The organism is Amphibacillus sp. MSJ-3 (assembly GCF_018919165.1).
Classification (GTDB): Bacteria; Bacillota; Bacilli; order Bacillales; family Amphibacillaceae; genus Amphibacillus.
Genome location: NZ_JAHLQM010000003.1, coordinates 15,933 through 41,706 on the forward strand (window position 1 = coordinate 15,933; position 25,774 = coordinate 41,706).

Annotated in this window: 20 protein-coding genes, 6 pseudogenes and 1 riboswitch; of the genes and pseudogenes, 11 read left to right on the forward strand and 15 right to left on the reverse strand. The window is 35.6% G+C overall.

Annotated elements, in window-relative coordinates; translation table 11 throughout:
- Nucleotides 1-5: 5 nt before the first annotated feature.
- From KQI76_RS01550 to KQI76_RS01580, 7 genes and pseudogenes are all read right to left on the reverse strand, one after another.
- Nucleotides 6-470, reverse strand: coding sequence for a Mov34/MPN/PAD-1 family protein (locus KQI76_RS01550; protein WP_216398547.1), 465 nt, complete (start codon nucleotides 468-470; stop codon nucleotides 6-8).
- Nucleotides 467-2,185, reverse strand: coding sequence for a ThiF family adenylyltransferase (locus KQI76_RS01555; RefSeq protein ID WP_216398548.1), 1,719 nt, complete (start codon nucleotides 2,183-2,185; stop codon nucleotides 467-469). The genes KQI76_RS01550 and KQI76_RS01555 overlap by 4 nt, the downstream gene beginning before the upstream one ends.
- Nucleotides 2,145-3,188 (reverse strand): cyclic GMP-AMP synthase DncV-like nucleotidyltransferase, encoded by a 1,044-nt coding sequence (locus KQI76_RS01560; protein WP_216398549.1) that lies wholly within the window; start codon nucleotides 3,186-3,188, stop codon nucleotides 2,145-2,147. Before KQI76_RS01560 ends, KQI76_RS01555 begins: the two co-directional genes overlap by 41 nt.
- Nucleotides 3,189-3,303: 115 nt before the next feature.
- Nucleotides 3,304-3,793: pseudogene (locus tag KQI76_RS01565) on the reverse strand (antirestriction protein ArdA).
- Nucleotides 3,794-3,804: 11 nt separating this feature from the next.
- Nucleotides 3,805-4,026 (reverse strand): annotated as a pseudogene (locus tag KQI76_RS01570) (hypothetical protein).
- A 70-nt stretch (nucleotides 4,027-4,096) separates the two neighbouring features.
- A pseudogene (gene mobT, locus KQI76_RS01575) lies at nucleotides 4,097-5,281 on the reverse strand (MobT family relaxase).
- Nucleotides 5,282-5,468: 187 nt separating this feature from the next.
- Nucleotides 5,469-6,069, reverse strand: a pseudogene (locus KQI76_RS01580) (P-loop NTPase family protein); the annotation flags it as partial.
- A gap of 91 nt (nucleotides 6,070-6,160) precedes the next feature.
- Between KQI76_RS01580 and istA the strand changes: the two are divergent.
- Together istA and istB are read left to right on the forward strand one after the other, a co-directional pair.
- A pseudogene (istA, locus tag KQI76_RS01585) lies at nucleotides 6,161-7,440 on the forward strand (IS21 family transposase).
- Nucleotides 7,433-8,188 carry an IS21-like element helper ATPase IstB gene (gene istB / locus KQI76_RS01590; protein WP_216398550.1) on the forward strand — a complete coding sequence of 252 codons (756 nt, stop codon included), beginning with the start codon at nucleotides 7,433-7,435 and terminating at the stop codon, nucleotides 8,186-8,188. The pseudogene istA and the gene istB overlap by 8 nt, the downstream one beginning before the upstream one ends.
- 109 nt (nucleotides 8,189-8,297) lie before the next feature.
- On the opposite strand, the pseudogene KQI76_RS01595 reads toward istB, so the two are convergent.
- Nucleotides 8,298-8,721, reverse strand: a pseudogene (locus KQI76_RS01595) (ATP-binding protein); the annotation flags it as partial.
- 314 nt (nucleotides 8,722-9,035) lie between these two features.
- Nucleotides 9,036-9,461 carry a hypothetical protein gene (locus tag KQI76_RS01600; protein ID WP_216398552.1) on the reverse strand — a complete coding sequence of 142 codons (426 nt, stop codon included), beginning with the start codon at nucleotides 9,459-9,461 and terminating at the stop codon, nucleotides 9,036-9,038.
- A 104-nt stretch (nucleotides 9,462-9,565) separates the two neighbouring features.
- On the opposite strand from KQI76_RS01600, the gene KQI76_RS01605 reads away from it, so the two are divergent.
- Nucleotides 9,566-10,168, forward strand: a complete 603-nt coding sequence (locus KQI76_RS01605) for a superinfection exclusion B family protein (protein WP_216398553.1) — start codon at nucleotides 9,566-9,568, stop codon at nucleotides 10,166-10,168.
- Here the strand turns inward: KQI76_RS01605 and KQI76_RS12090 are convergent.
- The 4 genes from KQI76_RS12090 to KQI76_RS01625 all read right to left on the reverse strand — a co-directional run bounded on the left by KQI76_RS12090 (nucleotide 10,165) and on the right by KQI76_RS01625 (nucleotide 14,991).
- Nucleotides 10,165-11,127 (reverse strand): SpaA isopeptide-forming pilin-related protein, encoded by a 963-nt coding sequence (locus KQI76_RS12090; RefSeq protein WP_483860882.1) that lies wholly within the window; start codon nucleotides 11,125-11,127, stop codon nucleotides 10,165-10,167. The two genes, KQI76_RS01605 and KQI76_RS12090, sit on opposite strands and share 4 nt — an antisense overlap.
- Nucleotides 11,128-11,193: 66 nt before the next feature.
- Nucleotides 11,194-11,571: a Cys-Gln thioester bond-forming surface protein gene (locus KQI76_RS01615; protein WP_216398641.1), complete on the reverse strand. Its 378-nt coding sequence runs from the start codon at nucleotides 11,569-11,571 to the stop codon at nucleotides 11,194-11,196.
- Between the two features lie 300 nt (nucleotides 11,572-11,871).
- Entirely contained in the window at nucleotides 11,872-13,407 is a 1,536-nt protein-coding gene (gene guaA, locus KQI76_RS01620) for a glutamine-hydrolyzing GMP synthase (protein ID WP_216398554.1), read from the reverse strand.
- Between the two features lie 121 nt (nucleotides 13,408-13,528).
- Nucleotides 13,529-13,630: riboswitch (purine riboswitch) on the reverse strand.
- Between the two features lie 473 nt (nucleotides 13,631-14,103).
- Nucleotides 14,104-14,991, reverse strand: coding sequence for a LysR family transcriptional regulator (locus KQI76_RS01625; protein ID WP_216398555.1), 888 nt, complete (start codon nucleotides 14,989-14,991; stop codon nucleotides 14,104-14,106).
- A gap of 325 nt (nucleotides 14,992-15,316) precedes the next feature.
- On the opposite strand from KQI76_RS01625, the gene KQI76_RS01630 reads away from it, so the two are divergent.
- The 3 genes from KQI76_RS01630 (at nucleotide 15,317) to KQI76_RS01640 (ending at nucleotide 17,696) form a co-directional block, all read left to right on the forward strand.
- Nucleotides 15,317-15,889 carry a sugar O-acetyltransferase gene (locus KQI76_RS01630; RefSeq protein ID WP_216398556.1) on the forward strand — a complete coding sequence of 191 codons (573 nt, stop codon included), beginning with the start codon at nucleotides 15,317-15,319 and terminating at the stop codon, nucleotides 15,887-15,889.
- Between the two features lie 249 nt (nucleotides 15,890-16,138).
- On the forward strand, nucleotides 16,139-16,873 hold the full coding sequence (locus tag KQI76_RS01635) for an SDR family oxidoreductase (RefSeq protein ID WP_253288753.1): 735 nt from the start codon (nucleotides 16,139-16,141) through the stop codon (nucleotides 16,871-16,873).
- A gap of 91 nt (nucleotides 16,874-16,964) precedes the next feature.
- Entirely contained in the window at nucleotides 16,965-17,696 is a 732-nt protein-coding gene (locus tag KQI76_RS01640; protein ID WP_216398558.1) for a dihydrofolate reductase family protein, read from the forward strand.
- 499 nt (nucleotides 17,697-18,195) lie between these two features.
- On the opposite strand, the gene KQI76_RS01645 is transcribed toward KQI76_RS01640, so the two are convergent.
- Entirely contained in the window at nucleotides 18,196-19,047 is an 852-nt protein-coding gene (locus tag KQI76_RS01645) for a DegV family protein (RefSeq protein WP_216398559.1), read from the reverse strand.
- A 679-nt stretch (nucleotides 19,048-19,726) separates the two neighbouring features.
- Here KQI76_RS01645 and KQI76_RS01650 point away from each other — a divergent pair.
- Nucleotides 19,727-20,356, forward strand: a complete 630-nt coding sequence (locus tag KQI76_RS01650; protein ID WP_216398560.1) for a hypothetical protein — start codon at nucleotides 19,727-19,729, stop codon at nucleotides 20,354-20,356.
- Nucleotides 20,357-20,651: 295 nt separating this feature from the next.
- Here KQI76_RS01650 and KQI76_RS01655 read toward each other — a convergent pair whose 3' ends face one another.
- A complete protein-coding gene (locus KQI76_RS01655; protein WP_216398561.1) occupies nucleotides 20,652-21,347 on the reverse strand; it encodes a DUF421 domain-containing protein in 696 nt (231 codons plus the stop codon).
- Between the two features lie 83 nt (nucleotides 21,348-21,430).
- Here KQI76_RS01655 and KQI76_RS01660 point away from each other — a divergent pair, with 83 nt between their 5' ends.
- From KQI76_RS01660 to KQI76_RS01675, 4 genes are all read left to right on the forward strand, one after another.
- Entirely contained in the window at nucleotides 21,431-21,766 is a 336-nt protein-coding gene (locus KQI76_RS01660) for a DUF4363 family protein (protein WP_216398562.1), read from the forward strand.
- A gap of 221 nt (nucleotides 21,767-21,987) precedes the next feature.
- Nucleotides 21,988-22,839, forward strand: a complete 852-nt coding sequence (locus KQI76_RS01665; RefSeq protein ID WP_216398636.1) for a DUF72 domain-containing protein — start codon at nucleotides 21,988-21,990, stop codon at nucleotides 22,837-22,839.
- A 155-nt stretch (nucleotides 22,840-22,994) separates the two neighbouring features.
- On the forward strand, nucleotides 22,995-24,116 hold the full coding sequence (locus tag KQI76_RS01670) for a CAP domain-containing protein (protein ID WP_216398563.1): 1,122 nt from the start codon (nucleotides 22,995-22,997) through the stop codon (nucleotides 24,114-24,116).
- 285 nt (nucleotides 24,117-24,401) lie between these two features.
- Nucleotides 24,402-25,640, forward strand: a complete 1,239-nt coding sequence (locus tag KQI76_RS01675; protein WP_216398564.1) for a serpin family protein — start codon at nucleotides 24,402-24,404, stop codon at nucleotides 25,638-25,640.
- Nucleotides 25,641-25,774: the final 134 nt, after the last annotated feature.

Consider the following 25,774-nt stretch of genomic DNA (forward strand, 5'->3'; position numbering starts at 1 on the left):
CAGCCTCACAATATCCGCTCCATTTGTATTAAACCATGTTCTTCATCATAACTCCACATGCCAAATTCTCTAATTCCAATTATTAAAAAAAGATAAACCTTGTTATTTTTTTGTTTTTTTACACCTAATTCCCAACCTTTTATATCTACAAACGATGGTGTTGGAATATTTTCAGGGTGAGTATGCCATTCACCAACATAAGTTATTCTTCCTTTACTTTCAGCCCAGATATCATCAGAGATTTTTTGATGAATTTTTGTTTTTTTCTTAAAGTACATTCTCTTACGGATATCACCTTTCTGAGGTGTAGTGATATCCGTAATTATGATATCACCACTATAGAGTCTCTTTCCCATGAGTATCCCACCTGATTCCAAAGATTTTGCTTCCCTTTGTATAAAGTGTGACAGTTGATTCACAACCCCATCTCTTACTTCGATTGAAAGTACTTCGTTACTAAATTTTTTCATGAATGGTCTCCACATATCTTACATTTCTCATTTTTAAAGTTTTTTTCATAGATTGGAAATGAATGTTCAAATTTTCTATATCGATTACTAAACAGATATCCCAATGATTTAAAATGATAAGTATCCCCTAGCCATGAATACAGAGTATTTTCTTTGATTTGCTCTGTAATTACCTTGTAAAATATTTCTGTAGTTCTAATTGCAGCTTCACTTGATGTTAATGATCCATACGGCACAAAAGAAGAACGACAACTTGCTAAATTTTTTTCGATATGTTGATTCGGGGCGGCTAGCGAAGAGCGGTTACTTGTAATAATTCCTTCATCTACACTGGTATTAAGACATTGAAAACATCCCTTTTGACTATAGTCAGTATACAGTATATGTCCCCCAATACCCAAGGGTTCAACCCAAGAATAAAATACTTTATACATTCCTTTTTTAAAGAAACTATTTAGTGCTAAACTTGTCATAGTATCCCCCACACAGATAAAGGTGTAATCAAATTTATCAAAAAAGGTAGGATCGCTTTTGATAACGCCTAGAACATTCATTGACTCTACATCAACTTCTAAATATGGGTTTTTCTTCTCTAACTCATTTTGCAGATTATCTACTTTATAGTTAAACTTATCTACTTTTAAACTATTTGCTCCTAACTCATGGCGAAAAAGATTATCTTTTTCAAACGCCTCGTAATCAATTAATGTCATTTTAGTTATCCCCAAGTCAGAAAGTTCAGAAGATAACTTCCCCCCAACTGAACCTAATCCAACAATACAAACATTTAAATTTGTAAAATAGTGTTCGCCACTTGTCCTTTCAAGAAGATATTTCAAGTCCGAACGGGTTACTAACAATGGTGTGGGTCTTTTTAGTTGTTTTTTTATCGACTGTTTGTTTTTATCGAACCAGTAACCTATTATTACTTCATTTTTTTTATCAATCGGTATTTTTAAAATCAATATTTTTATACTTGTGCTTTTAGCTTTTATCCATCTATCAAAAAAATTTTTTTTGGATTGGGTGGTGTTATTTCTGATTAATTTTAATAATTCTTTTTTCCCCCATCCCTTTCTGGGGTTGGGAGGTAAAATCTTATTATTTAATCTTAAAGGTATATATAAAGCATCCGCAGAATTCGCTTTATCAATTTTACCAGTATAAAATTTACTTGGTATATCTTGATTATCAATATCAGTAAGTATTAAATTCTCCTCTTTGTATAAAAAAACTTCTAAACGCTTAACTTCATCGTTTGGCTCAGCAAAAAAGTCTACTGGTATTAAATCTTTTTGCTGATCCCAAAATGCAATGAATTCATTTCTAAAATCATCATAGTTTAGCTTCTTTATACCAGTTTCAATGGTTTTAATCGCCATTTGTACTGAAGAAAACAATACATTGTCTTCATTTCTACTATCATATATGACATTATTCGAGGTAACATAGCAAATCAATCCATTGCTATCTAAATGCGGAATAAATAAATCTATTTCATCTAAATTTTGAATGTACACTTTAGGTAATTCGTTGGGAAAATGGGTAGGGAAAACTATTTTTAGTTTAATAGTCTTCCCATTCGAACTTGAGTAATCACCAAATAATTGTCCCTCACTATTTTCATAAACATTATCCAGTAAATAATTTAATTTTTTACTTATCATAATGGATTTACGCACTTGGATAGTCCGAGACAAATGAATTTCTTGCACTAGATTCTACAACTGTTTCTTCATCTACCACAACAAAATCATCACCAAAATGTTTATTTAATTTTTTAGTAGCTTCATGTTCATCCAGTGTATCAATTGAAAACTTGAGATCAGAATTTAATGAATCTAATTTGGTTTTAAAATCTTCCATCTGATTAGATGTCATTTTACAAAACGCATCATTGTAAGGTTTTACTGGTAAATCTGCTTTTATTCTGTAATGCCAACGTTTGTTGGTTTTATCATATTCATAATTATTGAAACAATTTAATAGTGTGCTAGTAAAATCATGTAATGCTTTTAAATCATTATATGTTGTTGTATTCTCTAACCAATCAATAGTTTTGTTTGGGGAAAATTTTTCTAGTGCTAGAACTGTTAATCCTATTCCGGTTGGTCTGTTTTCTTGTTTAAATTTATTATCTTTCCATCTTTTTAAATATCTAATACATCTCCTAAATTGCTTTCTATCTTCCGCTGAGTCTGAATAATTATTTATCATATCTTTCAATTCTTTGGGATCTGCTACTTCCCATTCAATATTTTCATCTGAACTATACTCTTTTCCTCTTGCCAAATAATAGTTTTCATTTTCAACAGCATATACTGCAATATCAACATGTACTTGTTCATTATTATTATCGCTAGAAAAGTTGACTGTTATACAAGGATTTTTTATAGTAATTTTTGCATTTGGAAATGTTCTTTGTATTGCATCCCTGACCCATTTCTTCGCAGTTATTGGATTTTGACAATCGTCCAAACTCATTTCTATTGCTAATCCAACATCAATATCAAAATCTATATTTTCATCTGAACTTTTAATTCCTGTAAAGACTGAGTAACTACCTTGAACGAATGTGCTAAAAGAATAATCTATATCCATAAAATCCTTTAATCCATTTATAATTTGGTCCCTATATTCTCTCAAAAGAGAATTATCGTCATAATCAAGCTTAATTAGGTCATGGAATGAGATAAAGTTTTTTTGAAGATTTACCATTTAATTTTTCCTCCTACAGTATATATCTATTTAAAAAAGAATTTCCAGTAACATTCTAACATATATGTAGTGTTTAATCCATTTTTGATATGTAAAAGCAACAATATGTTGTGTATTAGTTAGTGTGTTCAAATATCCCATGAGAAGTCAGCAATAAGTTTCCTCTAATCCCCATATCACGCCACAATGCTTGATAGTCAATACAATTTTGCAGGTGACTAGGGATTTCTCCCAATCCACCAGTTTTTTCTACGAAATATCGTGCAACATCTTCCATTGAATCACAGTCGTTGTAGCAAATAATATCGTCTTTGTTTTCTAGCATTTCCTCAAGACTATTAAACCAAGTGTTTTGAATGGTAGATAGTTCATCATACATAGGTGAGCCTTCCAATTCGCTAACCCTCTCACATAGTCGGTTAATTTCTTCAATTGAAGTGTATTCCCCAATGCTAAAGGGAAGTTCATAATCATGAATAGCATATTCTTCGTATTCATCATTGAGACCGATACGTTCCTTCATGTCTTCAAAATCAATCGGAGGGGAGAACCAATCCTCCCTCATTGTATTTGCCTAAGTTGGCAATATAAATCTGCACTTCCATTATGTGACCTCCTATGCTCCAATGAGTCGGTTAAAAAGGTTGAGTAGCACATCTTTTACTTCATCTGCATTAAAGATCAACCCAACGGCAATCAATGCAATAATCAAAAAGCCAATTAGTTTTGAGAATTCACGTTTGAATCCCAAGTAGAGTCAAATAGAAACAATTGTCAGTAATACCAGCGATTGCGCATTACTTAAAAACAAGTTATATAAATTTTGTCCAGAGTTCATAATATCTTATTCCTTTCTTCGAGATAAATTCTTCGGTTAAGTAAATAGAGTTTCACTAATTTCAACTCATTCATAGGATAATATCCTTAGAATTATAGGGCTGTTGTTGTAGGATTTTCTCATGACGATCTGTTAAGCAGGCGTCACGAATCATCATTTCCACCACATCCGTTTCGTTGACTGCATCTAGAATTGTGGCAATTTTAAGGGTAGGGGCTACTTGATGACGTAGCCAGCTCAACGTTCGATTAAAGTCGTAAGGTTCTGGTTGAGTAGTTAAACGAAGATGTCCACGATTTTTGCCGATAAAAAACGCCCAGCTGTCATTGGTTTTCCAATCACTACGGCGTTTTCCTGTTTCTTTATCAGTAAATCGGAGATATCGGTTAATGATACTAAAGGCTGTCCGTTCTGGATTACGATACCCCAGTAAATCATCCAGTGCTTTTTCAACACGTTCATTCTTCAAGCGGATTTCAAAAGGATTCTTGATTTCAGCTTTTTCTAAGGGGATTTCATTCTTGACGTATTGTTCATAATCTTTTTCGTAAATACAAAAATAGATGTCGCTTTTTAGTGAGCCGATATAGAGTGTGTGTCCCATATCCTGTTTTTCATTGCGTTGCTTCAATTCACCACTTTTATAATTTTTAAAACTCCGAAAAACTGAGACACATTCTTCTTCGACACATTTTCTAGCCAATTCTGGAATATCCAAAATCCCTGTTTTATTATTGATGGCTAAGTCCAGTCATTTGATAAAACCTTTAGCTTTGACACAGTCCTCAAAAAAATCATACCAGCTTCTGTGTTGAGCAAGAAGAAAATTTTCAAATTGCCGACAGCCTTTTCCCTTCAACTCTAGCAGTGTTCCTTTCGATAAATTCACGGAATGTAAGACCATGATGTCCCCAAAGTGATAGTTGTCTTGATAGGAATAATAGGCATAATCTTCATGCACCATATACTCAATGTTTATTTTCAGAATTTGTTGCACAACCATGACCACATCATCAGTTGGAAATCGAATCCGAACATAGTCGAATAACATTTCTAAGAGAGAGTCAGGATTGAAGACGTCCAGTTCTTTGTCTAATTTTTCTCTTAGAGATTGGGAAACTAAAGTCTTTCCATTTTCAATCCGATTGAGGTGTTCCCGTGTAATGCCCACAGCCGTGGCAAGCTTATTTTGCGAAACGGCGTAGTCATTGCGTTTTTTCCTGAATGTTTCCACCAAAGAAGGGTTGTTTTCCATTCACATTCCTCCAATCAATAAAGGTGTGACATTTTCCTATGCATAATCATACCTTATAAAAATCGTTCTATCGCCCGTGGTTACTGGACTTGCAGATGACTTTTGATAGTTTTTTGTTGTTTTTCTACCCCCTGTTAGATGACTGGGGGGTGTCAGTTTGGCGTGGCTATCGCCACATTAAACAACGCTAGTCTGCCCTTGTTCCTTTCGCTTTGCACGGCACAGGGTCAGCCTGCGTTTTGGTTGCTAATTGACCTATTTGTCCTAGAAAATCATATCCCTTAGGTATAAATGGTGTATAGAACTCACTAATCACGCTTGTTCCTACATCTACATAACCACGTCCTTTGAATTGTTTTAAAAAGAAGTCTTTATTGGTTTCGTCAAACATCATACCATAACCCAATTCACTGATTCTTCCAAGAGCTACTCGGAAATTAAACTGGTCAAGAGTTCCATCCCCTAAATACTTTGCGTCTGGTCATTGACAAGCGAGTATTAAAAAGAAACCAGCTTATCTTCCCAGCATAACAATTTGTTTCAACTTGGAAATGACCTTTGTACTATCACGCCCCAGCATAGCTTCATAAAATTGTTTGAGACAGTCCAGCATTTCTTCTTTCTTGAAGTAGACCATTATCCATCATAGAATCTAAGTCTGCAAGGTCACTGTTTTTAGGGTCCAGAATATATAGGTTAGCATTGGTCTGGAGGGGGGCTTCAATGATAGCCAAAATGAAATAAGTCTTTCCTCCACCAGTTCCTCCAGCAATCAATATATGAGGAAGTATAAATGATAACCTAAGCATGTACACAAACGATTAAATAGGAATGTACAATTTTGCTCGGCTATTGCATAATATTTTCGAGGTGAATATTATGCATATAAAAATTGATGTAAATACGGAAGTAGAAATACAGACTTACCAAAACTAAAAATACTAATGGAGAGTCTGAACATGAAAATTAATAAAAACAAATTAGCGAGAGATCTTAATGTCGATCGAAGAACGATCGACAAATATTTAAATGGTTATCAACTGAGTCATACAAGAAAAAGAAAATCAAAAATTGATGATTACTACCACATTATAAAATTACTGCGTTCTGATGAGACACCACAGAAGTTTTACTATAAACGAGTGCTTTGGCAATACTTAAAAGATAATCATGGATTGGACTGCGCTGCTTCTAGCTTTAGAAGATATATTTCAGGAAAGCCAGAGTTTCAACAATACTTTGAATCTCGTAAAGGTAGAATGCATACAAAGGAAACCGTGCGGTTTGAAACACCACCGGCAGAACAAGCACAAGTGGATTGGAAAGAAAACATTCAGTACATGACAAAAGACGGGGAAATATTGTATGTGAATATTTGTGTATTTCTGTTATCTTATTCACGTTTCAGAACGTATCTATTATCAATTTCTAAATCACAAAGTGTGTTACTTTCATTCCTTATGGAAAGTTTTGAAGCTATTGGCGGGATTCCTAAAGCTATTTTAGTAGATAATATGAAAACAGTGATGGATGAACCAAGAACGAGATACCAGCCTGGAAAAGTTAATGAACGATTTTATCAATTTGCGAAAGATTGTGGTTTTGTCGTCAAACCTTGCGTTGCCGGAAGGCCACAAACCAAAGCCAAGGTTGAAGCGCCTATGAAGTTGATTGATGAAATTCATGCTTATCAAGGGAAATTTAATTATGAAGAGTTACATGCATTTATACAGGAATTAAGTAATCGGGTGAACAGCCAATATCATCAAGGAACAGGTAAAATACCGATATTACATCTAAAAAAAGAAAGAAATCTCTTAAACCCATTACCCAAAAGGCAAATAAGAGATTTCTATAAAATAGATCATACACCTGTAAAAGTAAACACTTCAAATATGGTTTCATTCAAGTCCAACATGTATTCTGTACCACCAGGATACACGGGCAAAACCGTAGGTTTACAAGTCTATGACAATAAAATTCATATATATTATAACACGGATTTAATTGCAGAACATCAGATAAGTAAACAAAAGATGAATTTTAAAGAAGCCCATTATATAGAGAGTTTGTCTAAACAACTACACTATAAGGATGATATTGAAGAACTAGCATTAAAAAATTTATCTGCGATTAATGAGGTGTATAGAAATGAATAGTAGTTATATGAAGTTGATTGACAACCTTAAATACTTAAAATTAAATCAAATAATCACTCATTTAGATGAAACGATCGATTTTATGAACAAAAATAATTTATCTTTTACCGATGCCTTGTTTAAATTAACTGATTATGAAATTGATATGAAAGAAATTAATATGATTCGATCAATGGTGAAAGTAGCTGCATTTCCACATTTAAAGGAAGTAAAAGATTTTGATTTCTCATTTCAACCGTCGATTAATAAAGAACAAATATTAGATTTTACAACACTGCGATTTATTGAACAAAAAGAAAATATTGTATTTTTGGGCTCTAGTGGAGTAGGAAAAACCCACCTAGCTACATCAATAGGAATAGCAGCTGCGAAAAAGAGAACCAGCACATATTTTATTAAGTGCAATGACTTACTTTTAAATTTAAAGAAAGCGAAGCTTGAAAACAGATTAGAAAGAAGGTTAAAACACTATGCAAGGTATAAATTACTCATCATCGATGAAATAGGTTATCTACCGATTGATGAAGATGACGCAAAGCTCTTTTTTCAATTAATTAATATGCGTTATGAAAATAAAAGCACTATTTTTATAACGAATGCGAACTTTAAATCGTGGGGAGATATATTTCAAGATCCCAAAATAGCAAACGCCATTTTGGATAGAATTCTTCATCATGCGACAGTAATAAATATTGTAGGGGATTCATATCGTCTCAAGGATCACATTCAAAAGGAACATAAGTCGTAAGCTCGGGTATTATGGTTATTGAGTATGGTTTGCACCATACTCAATTGAACAAATTTGTACATCGTTAAATAATCAAAAGGGGGGTGCACATTCTTATCTTTACATTTATAGGAAGTTTATCATATTCCCAATAGACAGACTTCATTAGCTTAAGTCGTCCATTATCTTCCACTACTTCTTCAATGCTGACACGGTTGGCAATGGAATCATAGAGTAGGGTGTACTCAATAAAGGAATCTTTGATTTCTCTATCAACTAGTTCACAGTAGAGACCTGTCTCAAGTTTTTTCTCTAAGTGTAGAAGCTGATCTTGGTACTTGCCAAGTGTAACTTCTACACGAATATAAATCAGTCCTTTCTTTGAAGAATAGTACATCTTTGGGGAAAACAGTGATTTTTTCTTTTGACTTGGGAGAGGAGAGGTCTTTAAAGAAGCCATCAGATTGTACCTGTTCCTATTCATACCATTTGTTTTCTAAAATAATGCACGCCAATTTCTCCCTGTGCTGGAGTTGTTTCACCGTATCAATGTGATAGCGATATATCAGCAGTCCTAATAATAGGCAAACAAAAAAGGCAGTGATTACGCTACCTAGAAAACTTGAGATATAGAGTTGTGCGAGGATTTTCTCAACTGTGATGGACTTCCAATTTGTATTCTTAAGAGAGCGAAGGTGGAAGAGAGCCATCATCAGAAATCCAGCGAACCCAAAAACTCCTAGACTAGTATGGTAGAGCAGGTTGGTATCCCTTGATTTGATTCATTTCCCTTTGTGCTTGAAAATGATTAGCCTCCTTTCTGGCAAATAAAAAGCAAGCTGTTTTTAGCTTGTATTTACTAATACTTTTAATATACTCTTCTTACTCTCGCGCTCGTTCCAGCAACTTGCATTGTTGTTCCAGAACCTCCATCATATACAATTGCATTTGGCGAGTATTCATATTTATATTCGTATTTATATGTAGACTGTGCCCATGTTTGACCATTGCGCAATTTATAGACGCTTTCTCCGTTCCAACCCTCAAAAGCTACATCAATTTGACTTTCTATAACATTATTTAATTTCCGAACTTCAATTTCTTTAGCCTCTACAGATATATAGTATCTGCCGTTTTCTTTGTAAATGGTGATATCAGGTCTGTATTTATAATGATACCAATATTTATATTTTGCTTGAATCCAATATTGACCATTTGAGGTTTTAAATAGTTTGTCATCGTCAAAACCATCAAATTCGCCATCTAATTTGCCTTGAAACACTACATCTTTCATAGCTATGAACACCTTTCATTAAAATTTATTACTTTTATTATATAAGAGAATGCAATTTATTGGTATAATTAGTTAACGAATATTACTGAATGAGAGGATATTATATGAACGTTGATTTTAATATAGCGGATTTTTTCAAACTTCCAAATAAGATAATGGGTGCCTTATCATTGGCATCTGGGCTGATACTTTTCAGTCCTAATTCTTTAGTATCTAAAATGTACATGACTGATTTTAGGGACAAATATGGTTTTGTAATAGGACTGGTATTTATCACCTCATTTTCTATTTTGATTATTAGTTTACTGATAAGCGTTGTTCAGTATTTCAGAAACAAATATTATAAAAAGAAGTTTGAAGAAAGTGAAAAACCAAGACTGCAAGCTTTAGACAGATATCAAAAGGCAATTATATATTCTTTGTTTACAGAAGATAATCATACACATGAACTACCCTTGCACGATGGAGCAGTCAATTTTTTAGAGCATGGTATGATGATAGGTAAAGCAACTACTCAGTATGCTGTATCTGATCTAAATAATGCCGTTTTCCCCTACATGCTACAACCTTGGGTAATTCAAAAACTGCAAGAAGATAGTGAGTTGCAAACTTCATTCAAGATAGCTTGTCAAGAGCAAAAGGAGAAATTTGAAAAAGAATATAATGAATCTGTCAGTAGGTATTCTTCATATGACAACTTCTACTAAGGATATTTTACTATCCTTTTTTTATTTGGTTGCGGTGTGATTGTGGATTTCTTCAAAACAATATTATCTACCCTAATATACCAGTCCACATCAGCCCCTCTAAAAGTTGCCGTTGCGACTGTATCAGCTACTGGATTTACCAGCTCCACTTCGGAATTGTAGTCATACTGCTTTTCTCCAGCTTTCGCATGAGTAGCTCCACCAACAACAATGTCTTCCACAGCTTCAATCTCATAGGTCACGTCAGCCAGTGGTCGATAGTCAAAAATGAAAGAGTGGAGGGCGCCATACTCTGATTCAGTTTGTTCCACATCGACAACTTTGTTGCCAGTCTTCGTTAATTTCAATAAGCCTTGTTGGGCCTTATTGTCCAAACGAACTTCAATAGTATTATTTGGCTCAATCATAACGGTTTTGATTTCACCTTTATTGACAAAGCCATTGGGAGCAGTGACTTCGGAAATCGTCACTTTTGTACCTTGTGGGATGTCCTTGATTTCAGCGACACCGTTTTTGTCAGTGGTGATATCTTTAGATACTCCTGCATATTCAAAACGTAATGTCGTATCGGTCAGTGGTTTGCCAGTATCTCCATCAATCTTTTGGACTTTGACGTTCCCTAGTTTGATGATGTTGACTTTTAGGTTGGTTTGTTTAGAACTCTCTAAATGAAATTCCACCATGACTTGTTCTTTAGGTTTCTTGTAGACAACGGATGTACCAACTTCGTTCTGAGGGACTTTCCAATAAAAGATACTGCCGTTTCTAGAATCGGCACTTGGCGTGATAATCAGTGTATTGCCGTCTTGTTTGATGGTGCTGTTCATAGAGTTGGATTCAAGCGTCATATCACTTAGTATATTATTGACATCTTTTAATGCTAAAGAGTCTCTAACTTTGATAGTGACTTCTTGATTGTGCCAAGAGGGGAGAGTGTCATGTCTTTTGACTAATGCCATGATTTCAGCTTTTCGTTCCTGATAGTTTGGAATCGTGGAAGAACGATAGATGTCGCCGAGTTCTTCTCAGATCATGAGTTGAGTCACAGCGTAGCCATAGTGAGTTTGTTTTGTCTTGGTATAGCCGTAGTAAGCAATTTTAGACAGCAGGTCTTTTTTTGTATGGATAAAAGCTTCAGGTGTATAACCTTCACCGCTATTTTCAGGAATACCAGATTCGACACAGAAAACTTTCTTTCCGTCCATTTTCAAAACATAAATATTTTGAGTCAATTCATAACCAAGATGAACAGGGATGCCAGTGTAGTAATAACCAGTCAATTCTTCCAATACAAATGTGCTGGCTTGAACTGGTGTAGTGGATGTAAAAAAGGTACTGATGAGTGTCGGCAAGAGCATCAGTACCCCAAGAAACTTGTTGAAATATTTAGTTTTAGGTTTCATAGTAGTTTCCTTTCGATTGTTTTTGAGTATAAAAAAATACTCTTCAGTTTATAGAAACGTCTTCTGTTTTAAATAGGGGTCATAATTTAAATTTTGGCGACATTATTTATTCTGACATAAAAAATAGAATCAAAAAAAGAGCCTTGCTTTCTTGCTACAAGGCTCTTTATGCAACTTGATATAGGAAATTCCAACAACCATTTTGGCGGAGAACCTATTCAAATTAACTTGTTTTCATCCATTTCATATGTGCCTAAATGCTGTTAAATCAACGTTCTCACACCAAGTTATCATGTTCTTTTATTCCCATTCAATTGTTGCAGGTGGCTTGCTTGTTACATCATAGACTACACGATTGACATGTTCGACTTCGCTTGTCATACGATGGGAAATCTTCTCTAGCACATCCCAAGGAATTCTAGCCCAATCTGAGGTCATGCCGTCAACAGAATGAATCGCCCGTATCCCCACTGTATGGTCATATGTGCGATTACCGTCTTTGACGCCGACACTCTGGATCCCTGGAAGTACCGCAAAGTATTGCCAAATATCACGATCAAGTCCAGCTTTTTGGATTTCATCACGTAAAATGGCGTCTGCTTCACGAACAATTTCAAGTTTCTCCTTCGTCACTTCACCTAGGACACGAATCCCTAATCCTGGACCAGGGAAGGGCTGGCGCCAAACAATTTCACTCGGAATCCCTAATTCAAGGCCAACTGCTCGTACTTCATCTTTGAATAGGGCTTTTAATGGTTCAAGCAATTCAAATTGCATATTTTCGGGTAGGCCTCCGACGTTATGGTGTGATTTGACCATTTTCTTGCTATCTATCCCAGACTCAATCACATCTGAATAAATCGTTCCTTGAGCTAAAAAGTCAATATCCTTCAATCGATCTGCTTCATCGTCAAAAACATAAATGAATTCATTTCCGATAATTTTCCGTTTTTGTTCTGGATCTGTGACACCCTTTAGTTTACTTAAGAAGCGATCTTCGGCATCAATGCGAATAATATTCATGTTAAAGTCATCTTTAAATGTCTTCATTACCATGTCGCCTTCATTTTTACGAAGTAGACCATGGTCAACAAATATACAAGTAAGTTGATCACCGATTGCTTTATGAACAAGAGCGGCTACAACTGAAGAGTCTACTCCACCACTTAAAGCACATAAAACCTTGCGATCACCTACCACTTGCTGAATCTGTTCAATTTCTTGTTCGATAAAACGGCTAGCTGTCCAATTTCCTTTACATTCACAGATTTCGAATAAAAAGTTCTTGAGAATATTTTGCCCAAAGACAGCATTTTGTCCTTCTGGGTGGAATTGAAGTCCAAAGATTGGCTTGTCCTGATGGCGCATTGCCACTACTACTGATTGACTTCTAGCTTCAACAACAAAGGGATTTGGTACTGCGGTGATTTGTTCATTACTGCTTATCAAAATCGTTTGTTCACTTGATGTATTGGTAAGTAATGAAGCTTCCTCAGTAATTTCTATTTTCATTTCCCTAGAGGTTTGTTCAGGTGATTGCTCAACCTTACCCCCAAACAAGTCAGTGATTAAACGTGCACCATAATCAAGGGCAAGAACAGGGATGTCTAGATCAAAGATTGCTTCATTAATTGGCAAATGGTCTTGGTCATCAAGACTTTGTTGACCTCCTGATAAGATAATTCCTTTTGGATTAATCTGCTTAATCTTGTCAATCGTTAATCGGTGTGAATACAATTCACTGTAGACGCCAAGGTCGCGAATGCTTTTAGTCATTAGTTGATTGTATTGACTACCATAATCAAGAATTAAAATCATTTCATTTTCACCTTGCATACTTACCACTCCTATCTGTAACTGATAATTGTTAGGGAATACAGCTTACTTTTTTAAAAAACAAGTATCTCATTCTTTAAATAACAAAAACCTCTGGCAAAAAAGACAGAGGCAGAAATACATGTAAATATTCTGCCTCTATAGTCGGAAATTTAATGGATCTCCGGTAGAAACTCTCGAACCTTATTATCGAGGATATACAGAGGGACTTGTATTAACTTGTTTGCTTCTATAAAAGTAAATTTATAACTATTCAATGCCATCTTGATAATCTTAAAAACGATTATAGATTGCAATCGATCACTTTTAAGCATATTTCAATAAAGAAATATGAGTAATTAATGTTACTATTTTATCAATGCCATCTTTATCGGTCAAGTTAATCTTTGTCTGATCTAGTGTTGAAGAGTACATTTATCGCAGTGCAACTGTCAGTAAGACAGCACTTCAAGCATTTGAAGGAAATTGAATTTTAAAAGTTGGAGATCAATTGACAGTAAGGTCCCACTTGGTTTAAGAATCATTAGCTTATCCCCTTGTGATAGTAACAGATGTTTTCGATGGCAAGAATAACCGCAAAAGTCCTCGCTGGTATGAGTAACCGCAAATGTTTCTGGTGGGACGAGTAACCACAGTCCCAGTCCCAACTCACAGTCAGTGGGGGATGGGGGAAAACCTACAAAGTAAAGAAACATTTTATATGTCATTATTTTCAATATTATAACGAACTTGGCCCAGGAATGCCTGGGAGGCAGTGGATAATATCTGATTCTTCTTCCAAATCATATTCAGCCCTGCATGCAGGTTAGGGTGTAGCGGTTTAAAGCAAAGTTTGCTTTCGCCTGTAGTGTTAATTATTTTATCTATACATAGGGCATAACCAAGACCTTCTTCAACCATGAGTGAAGCATTATAAAGTAAGTTATATGTTCCGGAAATATGCAATTTTTCAAGACCTTTCCCAAACCATCCGGAAAGCTCATTATCTACCGCTGTTTGACGTGAAATAATTAAGGGTTTATCTATTAAGTCCGAAGGTTGAATAAATTCTTTAGATGCCAAGGGACTTTCTTTTTGCATTAATACACCCCAAGTTTCAGTAGCTGGTAATTGAATGAACTCATATTTCTGCTTATCTGTTGGTTCAATTACAATACCAAAATCCAATAATCCACTGTCTAATTTATCCATGATATCATCTGCGTTACCACTATAAAGGTGATATTTAATGGCTGAATGTTTTTTAAGCAGATCTGCTAGAGCCTTTGCAATAAAATGCATTGCTCTTGTTTCACCACCGCCTATGTATATTTCACCACCTATCACCTCTTCATGATGGAAATTAGCTTCTGTTTTATCAACTAATTCTACGATTTCCCTTGCCTTCGATAATAAGAACATACCTTGTTCTGTTAGAGTAATTTTTCGATTTCCTCTTTGAAATAAAGTAGTGCCTAATTCTACTTCAAGGTCTTTTAATTGCCTTGATAAGGTAGGTTGCGATAAATGGAGCTGTTTTGCTGCCGCTGAAATATTCTCTTCATTTGCAACAGCAATGAAATAACGTAAGACTCGAATATCCATAAAAATCACCTCTGAATATATATGCCTAAAAGGTATACGTATGTATTTGATATAAGTATTGGATATTCCAATCATATCAGCTTATCATATAAGTGCAAAGCTGATTTGAGAAATCTAATAAAAGTCTGATTCGTTCATCTTCCATTCAGTCAAAGATGAAGAAAAGGATATTTTTGATTTAATTCTCGTTATCGTCTGATTTATTGTGTTATCTCACATTAAATTTCTCTGTAAATGATGAGATTGTAAATGAGATGGGGAATACTTTTTTAGTGAAGAAGAGGGCTTTTGAATTAAAGAAAATATGAAGATTGGAGGATCTATTATGAATATGGAGGAGTTTGTTAAGTTTTGTAGAGATGGAAATCCTATTCCAGGTGGGAATAAAGAATTGCATGGGTTATTAACCGAATGTAGCTTTGAAGCGCAAAGGATTACGATGGAATTAAATTCTTCATTTCATTCGAAAGAAGAGATAGTGGAGCTGTTCAGTAAACTAACAGGCGCTGAAGTTGATTCATCCTTCATGTGTTTTCCGCCGTTCTATACGGATTTCGGGAAAAATATTAATATTGGGAAAAACGTATTTATTAACACAGGCTGTTCTTTTCAAGATAGGGGAGGGATTAGGATTGGTGACGGTGCATTAATTGGAATGAATGTGACGATCGCTACACTTAATCACGGCTTTTCCTTAGAAACGAGAAAAACAACATATTCTGCTCCAGTCATCATTGGGGAAAATGTCTGGATTGGTTCAAATGCAACAATATTGCCCAATGTCACAATTGGGAATAATGCTATTGTGGCAGCAGGGGCGGTTGTTACAAAGAATGTTCCGGAAAATACAATCGTTGCAGGAGTACCAGCAAAGGTAATAAAAAATATTGATGACTAATAATGTGGAAAAAAGGTTTGCCTTTGATGGCCAATTTGACTTCCGTTAATGCTAGTCCTGTTATGGGAAATACAATATTAATAGCAATGCACTTATACTCAGGGTGATCTTAACTTCAATGTTTAAGATTTTTTTATCGAAAGGGTAGTAAAGGTGACAGGGGAGTAGCAAGCTGAAGCATGCGAAAACCCATTATAAATGAAGTACCTAGGAAAAAATCAATCAATAATTTGAGGGAGCTGTTTAATGATGACAATTAAAAATAAGGTTATTGTAATTATGGGAGCATCGAGTGGGATTGGTGAGGCTACGTCTAGATTACTGGCTGAAAAAGGTGCTAAATTAATTATTGCCGCACGTCGATTAGATCGCCTTGAAGCTATAAAAGCGGCAAACCCTAAGGCGGATATCCATATTCAACAAGCAGATGTAACCAACTATGAAGAGGTTAAAAAAGTAATTAATCTTGCTATGGATACTTATGGAAGAGTTGATGTTCTTTACAATAATGCTGGTATTATGCCAACTGCTCCAATCGTAGAAGGACGGCGTGATGAGTGGCAGCAAATGATTGATATTAATATTATGGGTGTCTTAAATGGAATTGCGGCAGTTCTACCAATTATGGTTGAGCAAAAAACAGGACATATTATTGCGACGGATTCTGTAGCAGGTCATGTTGTTTATCCTGATTCAGCTGTCTATTGTGGAACAAAATTTGCTGTACGAGCCATTATGGAAGGGTTAAGACAAGAACAAGGTAAAAACAATATTAAATCTACTATTATTTCTCCAGGCGCAGTTGCAACGGAGTTATATAAGACAATTAATGATAAACAGGTTTCAGAAGATCTTCATAAGGCACAAAAAGAATGGGGCTTAATTTCTGAAGATATTGCATCTGCAGTTGCATTTGCAATTGATACACCTGATCGGATGGCAATAAGTGATATGATTGTTCGTCCAACTAGACAACTTGTATAAAGTGAATCTTCACTTGTTGGGCTCCCCTGATCAGTTAACCATGCTAAAGCTATGATTTATAGAAATATTAATTATTTTGGAGGTAAGACTGATGAAGAAACCATATGTTATTATTCATACACACACGGCGATAGATGGCAATATTGATGTGATGGATTTACAAGAATTTAAAGAAGCAAGTCGGCAATATCAAGAGTTGTCCTTGGATCCTCAGAAGCAGCAGTTTAATATCCAAGCTTATTTAAATGGAAAGACATCAACAGAAGATAATATAACATTCTATAAGAAACCAGCATTAAATGAAAATGCCGATCCGGTTCCCAAGGGGGATTATATCGCAGATACAAATGCCTCAATGTATTATCTATCCATCGACCCGCGTGGAGAATTAGCTTTTGAAGACAATAGCTATGGTTATGGTGATGTAGCTTCTCACATTGTAGAAGTTTTAACGGAGCAGGCATCTCATGCTTACAAAGATTTTCTTAGAAGGAAGAAGATATCATATATCATCGCTGGAAAAGATCAGATTGATTATGAAGTGATGCTTGATAAGCTCTATAATCACTTTAAGATTAAGCGAATGATGGTTGGAGGCGGTGGAACAATCAATTGGTCTTTCATCCAAAATGATTTAGTAGATGAAATTAGTGTTATTTTGGCTCCTATTGCAAATGGCGATCCAAATGGACATCGCTTCTTCGTTGCAAGAGAACCATATTCCACGATTAAGGCAAGCGCTTTTGAATTGAAGTCTGTTAAACAGTTAGAGTACGGTACATTATGGATTCGCTATACTGTAAAAAGGAATATGAAGAAATAGTGATCCATCATGCGTTCTGAAGGCTTACTTATATTAGTGTTTTGTATTTTTGTATGATCAACACCGGACAGGAGTTAAAGCTATACTGCAACATGTATTGATGCCAGTATTTCAACTGGAGGCAGATTGATCACTTACTAAAAAAGTAGAAGATAAGATACAAGAGGCTGGAATATAACTAACCAAAAAAATGGTTTCAAGCATTAAAATTTGCTTTAAACCATTTTTCACTTTCTCTTTGCCTGGTACGGAAAAATGCGAGAAGCACAAATTGGCCTTCTGTCGCAATTTGAACATTGTAACCAGCTTTCAATCAAAATATTCAATTTATTATACATTTAAAAAAGCGTCCACCCAGAGTATAAATCACAGAGTGACACCTCAAAAATATTTAAGAGGTGATGATTCTATTTAAATGATGATCATAAGAAAAAGGAATCCAGTATCAAATGAATTCCTTTTTCATTTTAGCTGAGTTTTATCCCAGCCTCTACTTTGTTCATTGGGTCATAAATAAGATACCGAGTGTGTTGGGTCCGCAATGAGAAGAAACAGTACATCCAGCTTGGGTTACTATAATTTCATTAAAATTAGCAGTTTCTTCGATTACCTTTTTGACTAGTTCAATATTTTCCGGAGAAGTGCCCGAATGGGTAATGAAAATACGATCAAGCTTTAAATTGTCGTATTCATTTAACTTCTCTTGAGTATAGCGCTTAAACACTCTAGATAGGGATCCGCGATATTTTTTCCCTACGTTCATATTCCCGCTTGTATGGTCAACCTCAATGCATGGCTTTATATTTAGTAAGTTTGCGCTTAAGGCAGCAAGGGCGGAACATCTTCCACCTTCATATAAATAGGTCAGCGTATCAATCACAAAGCTGGCATGGACTTTTGTTTTTAATTGATTAACTTCCTCATAAATTTGTGCTGCAGGCATCCCTTTATTAATACGATCACCAGCTTCGAGTACAAGATGCCCCATTCCTGTTGAAAGGTTTCCAGAGTCAATGACATAAACTCCTTCAAGTTCTTCTGAAGCAAGAAGAGCATTTTGATAAGACGAGGAAATACCAGAACCGAGGCTGATGTGAATAACTTCACAACCATTATCTGTCCATTGTTTAAAATAGTCGATATATTCTTGGGGGTTTGGGGCTGATGTTTTTGGTAAAATACGTTGTTCTTGGAAGGTGTGGTATATATCATTTGGCGTAATATCTACTCCATCCCGATACATCTTTTCACCTAAATTGATATGAAGCGGTTGACAATGAACCCTATATCGGTCTTTTGTTATATTATCTAAGTCACAGGTGCTATCGGCACTTAAAATAACTTTATTCAACTTCCTCTACCTCTTTCACTATTACAAGATTTAATATGATTATAGGTTAATATATTAGTATAATACCATATGATCGGTAAAACCTTAACAGCTTTTTGAAAGAAGTCTCTTTTCTTTGAGAGATGTAAAAAAAGCCATCGATTAGAAATAAGCAATAGACGAAAAGACCTCTAGTTAATATGGAGTAAGTAGTTCGTGAGGAAATCCGAAATCCATTCAAAGAAGCGAGATGAGTGACCGATGGGTTTTATCGCAGTGTAACTGCCAGTAGATTCCTACGGAAACAGCAAACGGTCTTCGATGGGACGAGTAACCGCAGTCCCAGTCCCAGTCCCACGAGTCCGAAGATCCTTATTGCGACACGGTAGTGGAGCAATAAGGAATGTTAGACTAAAACCGCCACGTCCTGTGGCAACGTCTAACTGACCCACATCCTGTGCGCCCGAGTTCGTGCCCGTGGAAAGCGAAGTATCTGGAAACTGCGGGTTTAGAGAACAAAGTCATAAATTAACTAGATACTAAAAATTGTATAAAATAGGAACTTAAAAAAACTCCCACAATTATTTGACACAAACTTTAATTGAATTAACATACTAAAAAGTTAAAATTCTATGTTAAAATACTATTGAAAGGTTAATTCAGCATGTTTTTTCAAAAAACAATTTGAGAGGTGTTCAAAATGAGGAAATTTCTAATTGCTTTTGGAGTATTATTGCTGAGTATCACTATGCTCGCTGCCTGCAATGACAAGGATGAGAATACGAATGATAGTGAACAACCAGAAGAGCAAGTGGACGAGAACAGTGACGAAAATAATGAAAATGATGATTTAGCAACAGATGATCAAACTGAAGATGCTGCAGATCTTGATGTTGAAGATCAAGTAGACCTTTCAATAGGAGACACCGGCCATTTTTATACGGATATCGGAAGTTACGATATGACAGTGACCACGGCTGAATTAAAAGGGTATGAGCTAGAGGGAATTGAATCCCAATTAGATGACTGGATCCTACTTGATGTGACGATAAAAAACACAAGTGATACCACCTTAAATGTTGAAGATATTATGGGTACGATGGAAGTGACGGATAATCTCGAAGGTTCTGGGTCAATTGGAGCTGTAGGTGCTTTTGATAGTGTTGAGGACTTTCAAGGGGAGATCGGACCAGGTGAAGAACAATCGGGGCAATTTATTACCGAAGTCTTTGAAGCTGATCAATATTATTTTCGTAAAATTAGTGGGAACGTAGCTGGTGGAAGTAGTAATCAAGTGATCTGGACAATTAAAGCTGAAGATTTAAAGTAAATTTAATTAATGATTGATAGGTTTTTAATGACTAAAGAGGGCAAAGGCCTTTTCCATCAACAGCTTGATGAAGAAAAAACTTTTTGAAGGGTAAATCAAGAAGAGTAAATTCCATGGGACTGGATGATGAATTCGGATTTACTCCTCTGCTTTTTAAATCTTGTTGATTAGCCAATGTCGTTCTTCAGTGTTATTTCAATTTAGTCATCGCGCCTTTGTTAGGCCATGTAGGGTCAGATCCTGGCTTGTTATTAAGAATGCCAATCTGTATCTACATGGCTTTTATTTTTAATGATTATTCATTTTTCTTCTGTTCATATAAGTCAACATACATTTGTCCTTTGGAGTCTATCTGTGCAAAAAAGACATCCTTAATTTCATTAGCTCCCTGTTTTTGAACTTCAGCTAATAACCAATCAGCTGTATATCCGAGCTTTTTCAAACTCTTTTTCATTATGTTACCATCCATAATCAAGATATTTGGACCATGTTCCGGTTCAACAGGAATACCCAGGGTTTTCGGTGTAACAGGTTGTTTGTCTGTTTTTAGCATGACACTTAAGCCACCATTTGTTTCAAGAACAGCCATTTCTACATCAGCTACTGTAAAAACATCCTTTTCCCTTAATAAGAGCATGATTTCATTTATATTCATAAGGTTTTTCTTCATATTATCCTCTAATAATTTCCCGTTTTCGATCAAGATTGCCGGCTTTCCGTCTGTTATATTAGAAAAAGTGTTTGACTTCATACCGAAATAGGCCAATATGATGGGGAAGATCCCCCAAACGAGTAAGGACATGATTCCATTTAATGCTTTTACATTCTGGTCAACTGACATCGTAGCGGCAATGGAACCAATCGTTATTCCAACACAATAATCAAAAAAAGTTAGTTGGGAAATTTGTTTCTTCCCCATAATTCTAGTCATAACAAACAACAATAAAAACGCGACGATTGAACGTAACAAGATCAAAATTAACTCTGGCATAATATCCTTCCACCTTTTACAAATAGTATTTATCCTATTATGGGACAAAATAGTCATATAAATTCATAATTAGGAGGAGAAAAGTGAAAAAGACAATTGTTTTACTCTGTATGATTCTTCTTTTGACGGGTTGTTCAAATCAAGTTGGAGGTGAAGCCTTCTTTAATCACCTTGACGAATTTGAGAAGGAGTTAGACCAGCCAAATTGGACGGAGTTGTCAATCCAAGCGGATGAGCTAAAAGAAATGTACGAAAAGAATAAGTGGAAATTACAATTAATTGGCGATGAAGGAGAATATGAAGAGTTATACAAAAGTATCAGTAATCTTATAGCAACAGTTAAAGAGGAAGATACATTAAGTACAAGAATGGAAATAGCTACGACAAGGGCACTCCTTGAAGGGATCTATTCACTGTAGTTGATTGATCCCTTAAGCTATTTGGATGCCAAAAGCATCTATTTTTTTGTCCGAAATGTCATCATCGTTCCCGATTGGACTCTAAAAATTAAATAGAGGTAAGGGGAAGTCATGATTCACCCTCCGTTCATAGACTATACTTACAATCCTACTTAACTGACAGGCTAGGTCATGTTTGATAAAATAGAACCTGTAAAGTATGAAGGGACAAGGTGATTAGGTTGATATATATTGGTTTAACAGGGTGGCGGGAGCACGATCGTTTATATTCAGCTGAAGTTAAAAGTAATCAACGGCTTACTGAATATTGTAGCCATTTTCCGATTGTTGAACTTGATGCCTCATTCTATGCAGTTCAACCGATCCGTAATATAGAAAAGTGGATTAAAGAGACACCAGCCTCTTTTCAGTTTGTTGTGAAAGCCTATCAAGGGATGACTGGTCACAGGCGAGCAAATGCGCCTTATGGTTCAAAAACAGAGATGTTTGAAGCTTTTAGGGATTCGATTGAGCCCTTGATCGAAGCAGGTAAACTAGCAATGGTGTTGTTTCAATTCCCACCCTGGTTCGACTGTACTTCGGACCATATGATTTATTTACGTTATTGTGTTCAAAAGATGGATGGTATTCCAATTGCATTAGAATTTAGAAATCAGTCCTGGTACGGACCAGGAAACCGTGAACAAACTCTTGAATTCATGCGGAAATATCATTGGATTCATTCGATTGTAGATGAACCACAGACTGGTTATGGTTCAGTTCCAATTGTCCCGGTTGTGACGAATTCTGTAAAAACTTTAGTTCGCTTTCATGGACGTAATGTTTATGGTTGGAATCGACCTAAGAATAAAGACACCAATTGGCGAGAAGTCCGCTACCTCTATAAATATAATCGGGCTGAATTGCAGGAGTGGCGTGAACGAATTTTACAAATCGCCGAAGAAACAGAAGATATCTATATTTTATTTAATAATAACTCTGGTGGAGATGCAGCTGGTAATGCGAAAATGTTGCAGGGAATGCTAGATATTGATTATGACGGTTTAGCACCCCTTCAGTTACGACTTTTTTAGTTTTTTGATAGGAATATTGAGTTAGTTTTTTTGAAAAGTCGACATTGGAGCTGTTCAAAATCCATCAAACTGGCAATACTGTTAGCTACCGATAAAAGTTAATTAAGTTTCAGTACTATAAAAATAAGGTAATTAATAAGGAGGGGGTTAAGCTTTTGAAGCGATTCTTTTATTTATTATTAATCGTCCTGTTTGTTTTCTGGACAGAACCGCTTTGGCAGAAGCCCATTCGTAACGCTATTCCTGAATCTGTGAACGAAATGTTTGTTTCAGTGAAGGAATTTGCTCATCATATGGTAGATAATCACTTTTATATCGATCAAGTGAGAGATCAAATCTCATCACCTAATTCTGGTATTCTTGATCCTGGAAAAAAACCAGAGCAAAAGCCAGTAGAAAAGCCTGAACTAACTCTACCAAGTGAACAAGCTTTTTCACTAGGAAATATTGAGTTAGGTGATACCAAGGATAAGGTTGATGAATTATATGGTGAGGCGATGCGGGAAAGTAGGAATGAGTATGGATTAGATTGGTTTACTTATCATGAAAACTATCATAACTTTATGATGGTAGCATATGATGATGAAGAGATCGTTCGTGGGTTATTTACGAATCAAGATCTATTATCCACCCAGTATCCATTCTCGATGGCTGATACAAAGGAGGCTGTCAATGATACCTTGGGTGAACCAGAAGAGTTGATTGACTATGAGCGTTTTATCTACCAAGTTAATAGTCAAGGAGAATATGATATTTATCAAATTGACGGAAGTTATGTCACTCTTTTTTATGATATTCATGAGGATGATCGGTTGACAGCTGTCTTACTCATTGATGCTGACCTAGAATCAACAAAGGATGTCCTTTACACCCCCTCCAGCCAGGCATTAAGAAAGGGTTTTGAATATCAGTTATTTGATCTAACCAATGCAACTCGTATCAATTATGACTTACCTATACTGGAGTGGGATGAAGCGGTTAGTGAGACAGCAAGAAAGCATAGTACGGATATGGCAGAGAATCAGTATTTTGGCCATACAAATTTACAAAATCAAACCTTTTCGGATCGAATGTTAGCTGATCAGATATCCTTTACCCAGGCGGGGGAAAATCTAGCTTACGGACAGTTTAATAGTATTTTTGCTCACCTAGGTTTAATGAATTCAGCGGGGCATCGTGGGAATATCTTACATGATGGCTTTACTAAATTGGGAATTGGCGTTGACTTTAATGAAAGTAATCAACCCTTTTATACAGAGAACTTTTTTACCAATTAGATCGATGATAAATTGTGGTTCAAAAGTAGAATGATTGAGAAGAGAAAATGCTGCCTTTATTCTAGCTTTGTCAAGGACTTTACTTATCGCCGTACAATTGTCAGTAAGATCCCCGCTTCAATAATACCAAGGAAATGATCGGATTATAAATGGGGATAAGAGCTAGTAAATCCTTGACTATGTTGGCATGACAAAGTATTTCGATAAGTTGAATATTGCTAATCCCGTGTGCAGTCTTACTCAAGAGGAAATAGAGCCAAAATATATGAAATGAGGATGGTTGAGATGAAGAAGATGAGTGTTATCGCATTATTTGTCTTACTATTAACAGCATGTGGAACAGCAGATCAGGCTCCCATCGACCAAGATGATGATAGCAATGTAAGCTCTAGTGAAAATATTGATCAGACAATTATTGATGCGAATAACCAGTTAGGATTCGATTTATTAAGTACAATTGAATCTGATGAAAATGGAAACACCTTTATTTCTCCAACAAGTTTATTTATGGCCCTTTCTATGGTCTACAACGGAGCTGACGGTGAGACCAGACAGGAAATGGTTGATACCTTGCAGTTAGATGAAATAGAAGGTGATCAACTCAATCAGGCCAATGCTTCATTGTTGGCGATTATGAATGATGATTCACGTCAGGCTGAGCTGAAAATGGGTAACTCAATTTGGCTCAATCAGGAATTTCAATTTCAGAATGATTTTCTAGAAAACAATCAGCATTATTATCATGCAGAGATGCAAGAAATTGGTGTTGCTGATGGGAAATCCGCTGATCAAATCAATAAGTGGGTCAGTGAGGCAACAAATGAGAAGATCGACCAAATTGTTGATGTCCCACTTAATCCGGATATCGTCGCCATGTTGATTAATGCAGTTTATTTTCAAGGTACATGGACATATCCATTTGATGAAAATAGGACAGAAGAGCATGCCTTTCATCTAGAAGATGGTTCAACAAAGAATGTCCCATTGATGACATTGAAAAAAAACTTCATGTATATGGAAAATGGGGATTTCCAGGCCATCTCACTACCTTATGGTGATGATGAAGAAATGAGTATGCAAATTTTCCTTCCGAATGAAGATAAAAATATAGCTGACCTTCAGGATAATTTGACAAATAAAGACTGGAAAAAGTGGAAGAGTGAGTTTCAAGAACAAGAAGGCACTATTATGTTACCAAAGTTTCAACTTGAGTTCGAGGCAAGCTTAAGCAAAGCATTAGAATCGTTAGGTATGAAAACAGCCTTTGATGAAAGACAAGCTGACTTTAGTAAAATGGTTGAAGAAGATGTTCAAATATGGATTAGTGAAGTTAAACAAAAGACATTTATTGACGTAAATGAAGAGGGGACTGAAGCAGCTGGGACTACTTCAGTTGATATAGTAACGACCTCTGCACAAATTGATCCTCCATTTGAAATGAAAGTGGATCGCCCCTTCTTTATGACAATTACAGATGAAAAAACCGGAGCTCTGCTATTTATGGGTACGATTTTAAATCCCTAGGCTTCCTGGTGAATTAATTTCAATTTTTTGTATGTACTAGTTTTACAAAAGGGACTAGAATAATACGTAATTGGGTGAACTAGTTAGAACATGGAACTGTCAGGCTAAATTGAATACTTTTTAGTTGTAGAATG